General features: G+C 64.8%; 14 protein-coding genes. 3 read left to right on the forward strand and 11 right to left on the reverse strand.

Features of this window, described 5'->3' with window-relative positions:
* Genes QA645_RS21765 through pxpB form a run of 3 tightly spaced genes read right to left on the reverse strand, consistent with a single transcriptional unit; the run spans position 1 to position 2,565 of the window.
* The gene (locus QA645_RS21765) at positions 1 to 771 is read right to left on the reverse strand and encodes a 5-oxoprolinase subunit PxpA (RefSeq protein WP_234685658.1); all 771 of its coding nucleotides are present in this window, start codon (positions 769 to 771) and stop codon (positions 1 to 3) included.
* A 28-nt stretch (positions 772 to 799) separates the two neighbouring features.
* Positions 800 to 1,837 (reverse strand): biotin-dependent carboxyltransferase family protein, encoded by a 1,038-nt coding sequence (locus QA645_RS21770; protein ID WP_283052991.1) that lies wholly within the window; start codon positions 1,835 to 1,837, stop codon positions 800 to 802.
* Entirely contained in the window at positions 1,834 to 2,565 is a 732-nt protein-coding gene (gene pxpB / locus QA645_RS21775; protein ID WP_283052992.1) for a 5-oxoprolinase subunit PxpB, read from the reverse strand. The genes QA645_RS21770 and pxpB overlap by 4 nt, the downstream gene beginning before the upstream one ends.
* A 247-nt stretch (positions 2,566 to 2,812) precedes the next feature.
* Between pxpB and QA645_RS21780 the strand changes: the two genes are divergently transcribed.
* Entirely contained in the window at positions 2,813 to 3,511 is a 699-nt protein-coding gene (locus QA645_RS21780) for a ribonuclease activity regulator RraA (RefSeq protein ID WP_027536148.1), read from the forward strand.
* A gap of 18 nt (positions 3,512 to 3,529) precedes the next feature.
* The gene (locus QA645_RS21785; protein WP_254131525.1) at positions 3,530 to 3,934 is read left to right on the forward strand and encodes a cupin domain-containing protein; all 405 of its coding nucleotides are present in this window, start codon (positions 3,530 to 3,532) and stop codon (positions 3,932 to 3,934) included.
* A 61-nt stretch (positions 3,935 to 3,995) separates the two neighbouring features.
* Here the strand turns inward: QA645_RS21785 and QA645_RS21790 are convergent, their stop codons facing one another.
* From QA645_RS21790 to QA645_RS21800, 3 genes are all read right to left on the reverse strand, one after another.
* The gene (locus tag QA645_RS21790) at positions 3,996 to 4,352 is read right to left on the reverse strand and encodes a hypothetical protein (protein ID WP_254131524.1); all 357 of its coding nucleotides are present in this window, start codon (positions 4,350 to 4,352) and stop codon (positions 3,996 to 3,998) included.
* 181 nt (positions 4,353 to 4,533) lie between these two features.
* Positions 4,534 to 5,439 (reverse strand): DUF2147 domain-containing protein, encoded by a 906-nt coding sequence (locus QA645_RS21795; RefSeq protein WP_283052995.1) that lies wholly within the window; start codon positions 5,437 to 5,439, stop codon positions 4,534 to 4,536.
* 260 nt (positions 5,440 to 5,699) lie between these two features.
* Positions 5,700 to 6,494, reverse strand: a complete 795-nt coding sequence (locus QA645_RS21800; RefSeq protein ID WP_283052997.1) for a transporter substrate-binding domain-containing protein — start codon at positions 6,492 to 6,494, stop codon at positions 5,700 to 5,702.
* A 129-nt stretch (positions 6,495 to 6,623) separates the two neighbouring features.
* On the opposite strand from QA645_RS21800, the gene QA645_RS21805 reads away from it, so the two are divergent.
* Positions 6,624 to 7,121: a DUF1993 domain-containing protein gene (locus QA645_RS21805; RefSeq protein ID WP_283053285.1), complete on the forward strand. Its 498-nt coding sequence runs from the start codon at positions 6,624 to 6,626 to the stop codon at positions 7,119 to 7,121.
* Positions 7,122 to 7,187: 66 nt separating this feature from the next.
* Here QA645_RS21805 and QA645_RS21810 read toward each other — a convergent pair whose 3' ends face one another.
* From QA645_RS21810 to QA645_RS21830, 5 genes are all read right to left on the reverse strand, one after another.
* Entirely contained in the window at positions 7,188 to 7,697 is a 510-nt protein-coding gene (locus tag QA645_RS21810; RefSeq protein WP_283052998.1) for a hypothetical protein, read from the reverse strand.
* A 259-nt stretch (positions 7,698 to 7,956) separates the two neighbouring features.
* Positions 7,957 to 8,946: a hydroxyacid dehydrogenase gene (locus tag QA645_RS21815; RefSeq protein ID WP_283053000.1), complete on the reverse strand. Its 990-nt coding sequence runs from the start codon at positions 8,944 to 8,946 to the stop codon at positions 7,957 to 7,959.
* Between the two features lie 33 nt (positions 8,947 to 8,979).
* Positions 8,980 to 10,080, reverse strand: coding sequence for a sn-glycerol-3-phosphate ABC transporter ATP-binding protein UgpC (ugpC, locus tag QA645_RS21820; protein ID WP_283053002.1), 1,101 nt, complete (start codon positions 10,078 to 10,080; stop codon positions 8,980 to 8,982).
* A 21-nt stretch (positions 10,081 to 10,101) separates the two neighbouring features.
* Complete coding sequence (locus QA645_RS21825; RefSeq protein WP_254131518.1) at positions 10,102 to 11,013, reverse strand: carbohydrate ABC transporter permease; 912 nt, start codon at positions 11,011 to 11,013, stop codon at positions 10,102 to 10,104.
* Positions 11,013 to 11,951: a sugar ABC transporter permease gene (locus tag QA645_RS21830; RefSeq protein ID WP_254131517.1), complete on the reverse strand. Its 939-nt coding sequence runs from the start codon at positions 11,949 to 11,951 to the stop codon at positions 11,013 to 11,015. Before QA645_RS21830 ends, QA645_RS21825 begins: the two co-directional genes overlap by 1 nt.
* Positions 11,952 to 12,075 lie beyond the last annotated feature (124 nt).

A 12,075-nucleotide genomic window follows, 5' to 3' on the forward strand; every position in this document is an offset into this window, starting at 1 on the left:
TCACGCCCCGCGCTTGAACGGCGCGACCTCGATGCCCGCATCCTTCAACGCCTGACGCAACGTGCGTGCGATCTCGACGGCGCCATGCGTGTCGCCGTGGATGCAGACCGTATCGGTGCGCATCTTGATGACCTTGCCCGTGACCGACACCACCGCGCCGTCCTGGACCATGCGCACCACGCGATCGGCAATGGCTTTGGCATCGTGCAGCACCGCGCCGGGCTTCTTGCGCGAGACCAAATTGCCGTCGTCCTCATAGGCGCGATCGGCGAACACCTCGTGCACCATCGGCAGGTTCGCGTCCTCGCCGGCCTTCACCAGTTTCGAGTTGGCGAGCACGACGAAGATCAGGCTGGGGTCGACCGCCCTGATGCCGGCAGCGATCGCCTTCGCGGTCATGTCGTCCTCGCAGGCGACGTTGGAGAGCGCGCCATGCGCCTTCACATGCGTCACCTTGTGGCCGGCCGCGGTGGCGATCGCCTGCAGCGCGCCGATCTGGTAGGCGACGAGGTTCTCGATCTCGGATGATTTCAGGCCCGCGATCGGGTGCCGGCCAAAGCCGTGCAGGTCGCGATATCCAGGGTGCGCGCCGACCGAGACGCCGCGCGCTTTCGCCAGCTCCACCGTCCGCCGCATGATGTCGGGGTCGCCGGCATGGAAGCCGCAGGCGACATTGACCGAGCTTGCGAGGTCGATCATGGCGGCGTCGTTGCCCATCTCCCACGCGCCAAAACCTTCGCCGAGGTCGCAATTGAGATCGATCGTCTTCATGGCTGCTCTCCGCCTTTGGTCTTGTCGTTTACGGCTCGGCCGTCACCTGCCAGGTCCCGGCATCCACCGCGCTCACCGCATAGCCCGCGACGTTGGCATCGCTCAGCGCCTCGATGTTGAGCTCGACCGTGTCGGACGAACGCAGGCGATCGGGCAGGGTGCGGATCAGCTGTTGGAATTTGCGCGCCTCGTCTTGCGCCTCGGCCATGGTGACGGCCTTGAAGCGGAACGCCGTGCCGGCCGAGGTTTGGGCCAGTCGGCCGACATCGGCCGTGATCACGGTTGCGATCTTGGGATAGCCGCCGGAGGTGCCGCGATCCATCATCAGCGCGATCGGCGAACCATTGCCGGGCACCTGGATGCTGCCGTTGACGGTGCCGTCGGAGACGATGTTGTGGCCGTGCAGATGCTTGATCGCCGGGCCCTCGAGCCGGTAGCCCATGCGGTCGGAGGTCGCCGAGATCTTCCACTCGCTGTCGAGGAACAGCGCCTTGTTGGCGTCGTCGAACTCGTCATCCTGCGGCCCCAGCACGACGCGGATCGGGCCGCTCACCGGCTTCGGCAATTCGATCCGCAGTTCGGGTGCACCGCTCGCGGCATCGACCGTAAATTCGTCGCCGGCCTGGAGCGGGCGCGGGTAGGGGCTGCCGAGACCGGCGCGGGCATTCACCGCGAGGCTGCCGAACACCAGCTCGCCCGTGATGGCGCCTTCGATCGCCAGATACGTGAATGCGCCCCCGCGGGCGAAGCCCAGCGTTAGCGTCTCGCCGTCTTTCAGCGTGACGGACGTGTCCATCGCGACGGGTTTCCCGGCGACGTCGGCGTTGCGCGGCGCGCCCGCGACGGCGACGCGCACGGCGCCGTCCTTGGCCGTGAACGTGGCACCAAATGGGCCGATCTCGACCGCGGCTGCGAACGGCTCGTTGCCGACCAGCGTGTTCGCCGCGGCCAGCGCCAGCCGGTCCATTGCGCCGCTGACCGTCAGGCCGTAGCGCTGCGCGCCGTGACGCCCGCCGTCCTGGACAGAGCTTGCGGGACCGATGCTGGCGACGACGAGCCTGCTCATGCGTCCACCCGCTCCGCAATGATCTCGCCGGCTTCCGCAGCGCGGTCCTGCTCCTCGAATGACTTGTGGTCGATCGCGAAAAACGTCACGCGATCACCGGGTTCGGTGAGGAAGGTCGGATTCCGGTGGAGCTGATAGGTTCTAACAGGCGTGCGGCCCAGCAGATGCCAGCCGCTCGGCGCGGCCAGGCACTGGATGCCGGCCTGGATTCCGCCGATCGAGATTGTGCCCGCAGGCGTGAACAGCCGCGGGCTCTCCCGCCGCGACATGTGCAGGGATTTGTCGAGGCCGCTGAGATAGGACCAGCCCGGCGTGAAGCCGATCATGGCGACGCGATAATCGCCGCCGGCGTGGCGGGCCACGATATCGTCGGGCGTGGTGTTCAGCGCTTTCGCGACGTCCTCGAGGTCGATGCCGTGCTCGCCGCCATAGGCGACGGGAATGCGCCAGCGCCGCGCTTTCGTCGTGGGCGGCAGCGGCTGGCTGGCGATCGCGAGCAGCTTTTCGCCGAGCGCGTCGAACCCGATCCTGCCGGGATCGTAATGCACCAGCAGCGAGCGGTAGGTCGGGATCGTCTCGGATATGCCCTCGATGGGCGCAGCTGCAAGGGCCTTGTCGAGCGCCAGCACGCGCTCATTGGCGGCGTCGTCGATGGTGCGGCTGAACTCGACCGTGACGGCGCTGTCGCCACTGGGCAAAAGGCGGGGCGGGGGGAGCGTCGCGGCCATGAGATTTCGAAATCGGGCCTTTGGAAAAGCGCGGGCTCGGCCTTGAGTTCCGCGTCACCTTGCTTCGCGTAAATGCGCCCGCAAGTCCAATAAATTAATGCAAGGGGTGGCGATAAAGCCTTGTTATCGCGTCGCATAACAGCCCGGCTGGGCCGCGTTCTCGTCAGAGCTTTGGGCCTTGACGGCAAGCGTCCGGCTCGCAAGATGCGCGCGTTCTTTCCCGCCCATCCGGAGCTCGTCTGTTTCCATGTCGCTGTCCCCTGAAGCCCGCAAGACCCTCGCCGGCATCACCACTGCCACCATCACCACGGTCCTGCTGAAGAAGGGCCTGCGTAACGTGTGGATGCGCGGCGCGCGCCCGCTGCGCCCGGGCCTGCCGCGCCTGGTGGGCCCTGCCTTCACGCTGCGCTTCGTGCCGGCGCGCGAGGATCTGGCGACGCCGGAATCCTGGTCGTCGCCGATCTCGACCCGCACTGCGATCGAGGCGATGCCGGAAGGCTGCATCGCGGTGGTCGATGCCATGGGCATCACCGACGCCGGCATCTTCGGTGACATCCTCTGCGCCCGCATGATGAAGCGCGGCGTCACCGCGCTCGTCACCGACGGCGTAGTGCGTGACGTGGAGGGCGTGCTCGGTACCAACCTTCCTGTGTGGTGCGACGGTTATGCCGCGCCGCCGTCTGTCGCGGGCCTGACCTTCGTCGGCTGGGGCGAGCCGATCGGTTGCGGCGGTGTTGCCGTGTTCCCGAACGACATCGTGGTCGCCGACCAGGACGGCTGCGTGTTGATCCCGCAGGCGATGCTCGAGCACGTGCTCAATGAGGGCGTCGAGCAGGAGCGGATGGAAGCCTGGATCGTCAACGAGGTGAACAACGGCGCGGTGCTGCCGGGCCTCTATCCCATGAACGCAGAGACCAAGGCGCGCTACGCCGCCAGCAAGAAGTAACAGGAAACGAGGTATCCCATGGACATCACGCTCGCAGGCACGCGGCCGACCCGCCGCGCGCCCAAGGAAAACTTTACCGGCACCGTGCTGCAGGACCCCATCAACATGGCGCCGGCACCGGCGCGGCTGAACGTCTCGCGCGTCTCGTTCGAGCCGGGCGCCCGCACCAACTGGCACCATCATCCGCTTGGACAGACGCTCTACGTGATTTCGGGCGTCGGCCGCGTCCAGACCAAGGGCGGCGCGGTCAAGGAAATCCGTCCCGGCGACACCGTCTGGATCCCGCCGAATGAAGTGCACTGGCACGGCGCCTCGCCGGGCAACAGCATGTGCCACATCGCCATGCAGGAAGCGCTCGACGGCGTGTTCTCGACCTGGCTCGAGCCGGTGACGGACGCCGAATACGGCGCGCCGCTCGGCTAGCGCCATTTTCCGACAAGACGCATCGCCCTGGGGCGATGCGTCACCCATCCTCGGCCTGGACCTACATCCGCTCCGCCGTCCACGTGCCCGAGCACAGGGCGCCGCGCCAGGTGCCGGAGCCTGAGGTGCCGCTGAGCCGGCCGTAGCCGACGGCGTGCTTGATGCCGGTGCTCAGGCTGACGTTGATGGCACCGGCATCCGCGACGCGGCCCGACGCTGTCACCGCAGCGCTGCTCGACGCGATCTGACCGTTGCTGATGCCGATCGCGACAGTCGCGCCGTTGCCGCAGGTCTCGCTCGATGACGAGATGCGGACATTCCATGTGCCGTCGAAAGTCGAGCCCGCGGCATCCGCTTGCGTGAGCGGGAAGGCGATGGCGATGATGGTGGCGAAGAGTCCTTTGCGAAATCCGTTCATGACGCGCCCCTTGGGGTTGACCATGCGAGGATCGTGTCACGGGCGCGGAACCGGCGATGTGAGGGCTGTCACGCGCGAAGGGTTCTCTGTGAGGTGACGCACATCGCAACGACATTGCCGGCAAAAGCAAAGGGCCCGGATCACGGGCCCCTTGTCTCTCGAAGAAAATGGGGGTGCGGATCTAGTTCACGCGCGTCCAGGTCTGGCCGCCGCAGAACATGCCGCCGAAGGCGCAGCCTTGCACACGCAGGCGGTCGCCTGCCTTCAGCGAGATCGTCGAGTCGTAGGTCGAGCCGGTGTTGGGATCGAGGATGCGGCCGGACCATTTCTGGTCCTTGCCGGGCTTCATGTTGATCAGGACCTGTTCGCCGTTCTGGTTCGATTTGCTGTCGACCGAATAGCCGCAGAGGTTATTGCCGCACTGCTCGATGCGGACCTTGCCTTCCTTCTCCTCGGTGAGCCAGACGCCGAGTGGTGAATTGAGATCGCGCGCGGGCGCTGCCGCCGGAACTGGCGGTGCGACGGCGGCGGACTGAACGGGCGCGGGGGCAGGCGACGGCGCCGGAGCCGGGGAAGCTGGCGCGGGCGGCGCCGGAGGCGCGGCTGCGACGGCGGGAGCCAGCGGCGGAGGTGCCGGCGGTACCGCGGCCACCGTCGGGACGGCGCTCGGAGCCGGTTGAGGCGGCGGCACCATCGCATCTTCAGCCGGCGCGTTGTTGGCGGTGGTGGCCGGAGAAGCTGGCGGGGCGGCAGGCGCTGCTGTCGCTGGCGCCGGCGTCTGGGCAGGAGCCTGTTCGGCCGCCGGGGGCGCGGCGACAGGAGCAGGAGCCGGCGCCGGCGGGGGAGCGGCCGGCGTTTGCGGATCGACCTTGGCCTGCTGCGGGGCCTGCTGGTCCGGCTTGGTGTCGTTCTTCTTGGCCTTCTTGGCCTTGCCCTGGCCGGTGTTGTCGTAGACGCCGGGAATCTGCACCGTGCCGCGATCCGGATCGATGCGGATGGTGCGTCCGCCATATTCGAAGGTGTACTGCGCCTGCGCAGCGGTGCTCGCCAGCAAAAGGAATGCGGCCGTGGCCAACCATTTCCTCATTTCCATCTCCCGAACAGGTGGTCCCCACACCGACGCTTACGCCCCGGTTCGATCGCGAAAAGTGATCTAGATCACTGTCACGGTATGAGTCGTCCTCCAGCGGTTCCGGGTTCAATAGCCCTGGAGCCGGTCCAAAGTTTGGCGAGTGGCTAGCGACAGGAGGCCGCGGGTTAAAGTCCCGTCCGGGACGGGACTTTAGATTTTAGTTTTGACGCGTTTTCTTTGCGCGAACCGGTACCCACTTCGCTGGAAAACGAGCTCTAATCGAACCAGGCGGCGTAGATCTTCTTGTAGCTGCCGTCCTCCATCGAGATATGCAGCCACTGGTCGACGAAAGCCTTCAGCGCCATGTCGCGCTGGAGCCAATAGGCCTTCTCCGAGAAGTCGAACGGCTTGTCTGGATGCACCGCGCAGAGCACGCCGGAATGCTGCTTCTGCTGATAGCGGGTCTCGGAAGCATCCGTCATCATCAGGTCGGCGTTGCCCTTGGCGATCTCGTCGAAGATCGCGGTATTGTCGGGGAAGACCGTGATGTCGGCGTCCTTGACGTTGGCGCGCGCGAAACGCTCGTTGGTCCCGCCGGGGTTGACGATGACGCGGGTGCCCTTCTTGTCGATATCGGCGATGCTCTGATACTTGCCGACGTCGGCGCAGCGCGCGATCGGCGTCTTGCCCTCGCGCATGATCGGCATCGTGAAGTAGCCCTTCTTCTGGCGGTCGAGCGTGACCGAGACGCCGCCCATCGCGATGTCGAACTGGTCGGCCTCGAAATCCTTCATCAGCTTGGGCCAGGCGGTGGCGACGTACTCGACCCTGACGCCGAGCGCCTTGCCCAGCGCCTCCGCCATGTCGACGTCAAATCCGCTGAATTGCTGCGTGGCCTTGTCCAGATAGGTGAAAGGCTTGTAGTCGCCGGTCATGCCGACGCGCAACGTGCCGCGCTTGATGATCTCGTCGAGGCGCGAAGGTGCTGGCTGCTGCGCCTGCGCCGAGAGGCCTGCCAGCAACATCGCGGCCAAAGCCGCCAGGATTCGGACGGTTATTCGAACGGTCATCTCTTTTCCACCCAAGTCTTTTCCACCCAAGCCCAAGCTGTCATTGTGCAGCCCTTGAACGTGGATTTAGACCAGATGCCAGTTTCTGGCGAGACGGAAATTGAAGGGAATCTTGAAGTGACGATCTCGATGTACGAGGCCTCGGTCGGCCTGTTCGTGCCTTACCTGCGCAACCTGTCGGTGCTGCTCGACAAGGGCGTTGCCTATGCCGAGACCCGCAAGTTCAATCCGGCGGTCCTGCTCGGGATGCGCATGGCGCCGAACATGTACGATCTGGCGCAGCAGATTGGTGAGGCCTGCCGCCATGCCACCATCGCGCCGGCCTTGCTGGCGCAGTGCGAACCGGTCGTGCTGCCTCCGCTCGAGCACGACATGGCCGGGCTGCAGGCGCGGATCGCCACCTCAATCGAATTCATTGAAAGCCTGCCGCGTGCCGAGATCGATGCGGCGGCGGAGCTGAAGGTGTTCTTCAGGCTGAAGAACGGGACCGAGCTGCCCTTCACCGGGCGGACGCTGCTGCTCACCAACAGCGTCCCGCAATTCTTCTTTCACGTCACGACCGCGTACGACCTGTTGCGGCACGCGGGCGTCGAACTCGTGAAGAAGGACTTTTTGGGAAGGAAGTAGTAGGCGGCGCAATTTCCACCTCTCCCCAGTGGGGAGAGGTGCACGGAGAGATAGGGCCGGAAGTCGTTACGCTTCGCCCTTGCGCTCGTAGTCGGCGAGCGAGCTGCGGCCGGCGATCTCGCTGCGCAACAGCTCGAAGCGCCGATGCGCCTCGCTCTCGTGTTCGTCGACGAAATGCACGGCGGCCTCGCTCGTCATGGGGCCGCTGACCACGGGAGCGGACTGCTCGCCGATGGTTTCGTGCACGTAGTACTGGTCGTCGTCGCCGCGATGGACGGTCCATTTCAGGCGGATCGCGACCATCGGCCCGGGCCCGACCTTGCTGTAGCCATCGGCATCGGTGTGGTCGGGTACCAGCGGCTGCTCCTCGACCATCGGATGCTCGTCGGAGGCTTGATGATCGTCGGAGGTGTGATGCTCGTCTGCGACCTCATACTCGTCTGCGATCGCATACTCGTCGGCAGCCTCCGTTTCCGTCTCGGTCTCAGTGTCGCGGACGACGAGAACGGGCTCGGGGCGCTCGAAAATGCTGGCGATGGTCGCCAGCGCTTGGTCGGTCGGGTCGATCTCTGACAAGTGTCCATCCTCCAGCTCGACGCGGCCGGCAAGTCTGTCCCACTGCCGCCGCGGCCGGATACATTACGCGGGTTTGATTAAGGCTGAGTTGGGGCCCGATCTGCACCAAAATGGGACGCATTCTGGCCATCCGAAGGCGGGCGGACGAAGCATGATCCGGAAAAGTGTGTAGCGGTTTTCCGAAAAGATCATGTTCAAACAATAACCTAAAGCGCGATGATAGTTCATCGCGCTTTAGTCGTCCGCCTTCGGATTTGCCTCAGCCCAGCACGTCCTGATTGATGATGTTCTGCCGGATCGGATCGCCGTCCAGCACACTCAGGATGTTGCGCGCGGTCTGCTCGCTCATGCGGCTCACGGCCTCGACGGTCACGCCCGCCACGTGCGGCGCCATGATGACGTTGGGCAGCGCGAACAGCGCATTGCTGACCGGCGGCGGTTCGACTTCGAACACGTCGATGCCGGCGCCGGCGAGCGCTCCCGAAGTCAGCGCGTCGTACAGCGCGGCCTCCTTCACGATGCCGCCGCGCGCGGTGTTGATGAGATAGGATCTTGGCTTCATCCGGCCGATCCGCGCCGCATCGAACAGACCGACCGTCTCCGGCGTCTTCGGGCAGTGGATGGTGACGAAGTCGGCGTTGGGCAGCGCCGCGTCGAGGTCAGAGACCGGTTCGCAGCCGGCGGCCTTGATGTCGGCGGCGGGCTTGTAGGGATCGTAGACCTGCACCTTCATTTCCATCGCCTGGCAGCGCTTGGCGGTGCGGGTGCCGATGCGGCCGAAGCCGATGATCAGCACGGTCTTGCCGTAGAGGTCAAACGGCAGCATGCCGAGCCGGTTGGCCCACTGGCCATCCTTGACGCAGGCGTGCATTTCATTCGCGCGTTTTGCCAGAGTGAGCATCATGAACAGGGCCTGCTCGGCGACCGAGGGCGAGTTGGCGCTGCCCGCGACCATCAGCGGCACCTTGCGGCGGGAGAGGGCCGGCACGTCGACGGCGTCGTAACCGACGCCGATGCGGGTCACCACCTTCATGTCCTTGGACGCCTCGAGCTCGGTCTCGCCGAAGGCGGTGGCACCGAGCGCCACGCCGTGAACCGGCGCATGGTTCTTCAGCAGAGCTTCAAAGTCCTTCGCGGAGATCAGGTTTGGAAACTCGACGAGCTCGATATCGTCCCGCTGGGTGAGGAGGGCTCGTGCCCCCTGCGACAAAGTTTGTGTAACGAAAATCTTCTTCTTGTTGGTCGCCATCGCTCCCCGCCTGCTTGCGTTTCTTGGCCGGCGTCACAGCACGACCCCGGTCTCCTCGTTTAGCAGGTGCATGTTGTTGAGGTCCATCGCCAAACGCATGGGAGCCCCGTCCTTGGCGCCGGCATTGGGATTGACACGGCCGCAGACCGGCGTGCCGTCGAGCCCGAAATAAACCAGGGTCTCCATCCCCATCGGCTCGGTGACGTCGAGCACGGTGTCGAACGTCTCGACGCCGGGCTCCAGATGCGCGTTCGATTCCGTGAGGTGTTCAGGACGGATGCCGAGCAGCAGCCTGTCGGTGCGCGGCAGCGCGTTGTAGCGCGCGGCGCGGGCCGGCGGCAGCGCAAAGGCGATACGGTCGGTCAGGCGGAGCTGCAGCGTGCCGGCGGCATCCTCCAGCCGGCACGGGATGAAATTCATTGCGGGCGAGCCGATGAAGCCTGCGACAAAGCGTGTCGCCGGCTTGTGGTAGAGCTCGTTCGGCGTGCCGATCTGCTCGATGCGCCCCTTGTTCATCACCACCACGCGGTCGGCCAGCGTCATCGCCTCGACCTGGTCGTGGGTGACGTAGACGGTGGTGGTGCGCACCTTCTGGTGCACCTTCTTGATCTCGATGCGCATCTGCACCCGCAGCTTGGCGTCGAGATTGGACAGCGGCTCGTCGAACAGGAAGACCTTTGGATTGCGCACGATGGCGCGCCCCATGGCGACGCGCTGGCGCTGGCCGCCGGAGAGCTGCTTCGGCTTGCGGTCGATCAGATCGGTGATGTCCAGCAGGCGTGCGGCCTCCGTCACCCGCGCCTTGATCTCGGCCTTGGGGTAGTGCTTCAGCCGCAGCCCAAACGACATGTTTTCCGCGACCGTCATGTGCGGGTAGAGCGCGTAGTTCTGGAACACCATGGCGATGTCGCGATCCTTCGGCGGCACGTCGTTGACGACGTCGCCTCCGATCATGATGTCGCCGTCGCTGATGTCCTCGAGCCCCGCGATCATGCGCAGCGTGGTCGACTTGCCGCAGCCGGACGGCCCGACGAGGACGATGAACTCATGGTCGGCGATATCGAGGTCGATGCCGCGCACCGCTTCGACATCGTCGTAGCGTTTGACCACCTTCCGCAATGCAACGTCAGCCATGAAAACCTCAACCTTTCGACATCAGCCCTTTGTCGCGCCGGCGGTCAGGCCGGCAATGTAGTAGTCCATCAGGAAGGCGTAGATGATCAGCGGTGGTGCTGCGCCGAGCAGCGCACCCGTCATGATCTGCCCCCAGTTGAAGACGTCGCCCTTGATCAGCGTCGTGGTGATACCGACCGGCAGCACGAGCTGGTCCACGGACGTGGTGAACACCAGGGGATAGAGGAACTGGGCCCAGGATACCGTGAAGGCGAAGATCGTCGCGGCGATCAGCCCGGGCAGCGCCACCGGAATGAAGATCCGCAGCAGGGTCTGCAGCCACGAGGCGCCATCGATGATCGCGGCCTCGTCGAGCTCCTTCGGGATCGAGGCGAAATAGCCGATCATGATCCAGGTGCAGAACGGCACGGTCAGCGTCGGATAGACGAAGATCAGCACATACCAACGGTTCAGCAGCGTGATGCCGGTGAAGTCCTGGATCACGGTGAGCATCTTGAACAGCGGAATGAACAGCAGGCTGTCGGGAATGAGATAGGTGAGGAAGACGCCGGTCGCGAGCGTCGCCGAGCCCCAGAACTTCATCCGCGCCAGCGCGAACGCGGCGGGGATGCTGATCAGCATCGTCACGATCACGACCACGATCGAGATGATCGCCGAATTCCAGAAGAAGCGCAGGAACTGGTTCGAGGTCAGCAGCTCGACATAGTTCGACAGCGTCGGATGAAACACCCACCACGGATTGGTCGCCGCCGAGATCTCCGCGCTGCTCTTGAGCGAGGTGATCAGCATGTAGATCGGCGGCGTCAGGAAGAAGATCGCAAACAACACGAGGAAGAAATAAGACCAGCGCAGTGCCCAGGCCCGGTCCCGGCTCATGCTGCCGTATTTGAGCTTGCGGGACGGTCCGGCCTTGTCGATCGTGAGTGTGCTCATCAGGCTTCGTTTCCGCGTTTGTTGACGTCGCGCAGGATGAAGACCGCCGCGATCGCGAGGATCGGCACCATGAACAGCGAGACGCAGGCGCCGAGCGGAATGTCGGTCGATTGGATACCGACCTGGAACGCCCAGGTGGCGAACAGATGGGTCGTATCCAGCGGCCCGCCCGCGGTCAGGATGCGCACGATGTCGAAATTGGCGAAGGTCACGATCAGCGAGAACAGCGTGGTGATGGCGATGATGTTGCGCATCATCGGCAAGGTGATGTGCCAGATCTTCTGCCACCAATTGGCGCCGTCGATCGACGCCGCCTCGTAGAGCTGGTCGGGGACCGACTTCAGCGCCGCCAGATACATGATCAGGAAGAACGGCGCGCCGTACCAGACGTTGACGAGGATCACGGAGAAGCGCGCCCAGAAGGTGTCACCGAGCCAGGGGATCGGGCCGACGCCGAAGAAGGAGAGCGTGTAGTTGAAGGCGCTGTAGGAGGGATCGAACAGCCAGAGCCAGGCCAGCGTGCTCATCGCCGGAGGGATCACCCAGGGCACCAGCAGCATGCCGCGCCATTTGCGTTGCTTCTTGCCCGGGATGTTGTGGACGAAATGCGCGACGATGAAGCCGATCAGCGCCTTGAAGATCACCGCGGTGACCGCGAAGATGCAGGACTGCTTGACCACCATCCAGAACGTTTCGCGCTTGAACAGGAAGGTGAAGTTGCCGAAGCCGACGAACTTCGTCATCGCCTTGTTCAGCGTCGCCAGGTAAACCGAGTAGAATGCGGGGTAGAGCACGAGCAGCAGGATCAGCAAGATCAGCGGCAGCGTCAGCAGGAATGCCACGGTCGATTTGCGCCCGAGCACATTGCGGAGACTGGCCCCCTTGCGCGGGCTCGCAGCGCGGGCGAGACGACCTTGCTGAACGACGACATCGGCCATGACACGAGCCTCTTCGTAAGACGTAGGGCGCCGAAGGCCAGCGCGGCGAGCGGCATCGACGGGCGGGTTTCGCGAGGCGGCCTCGGCGGCTCACGCCCGAAGGCGTGAACCACCGCGGCACACA

It is taken from the genome of Bradyrhizobium sp. CIAT3101 (genome assembly GCF_029714945.1).
Taxonomy (GTDB): domain Bacteria; phylum Pseudomonadota; class Alphaproteobacteria; order Rhizobiales; family Xanthobacteraceae; genus Bradyrhizobium.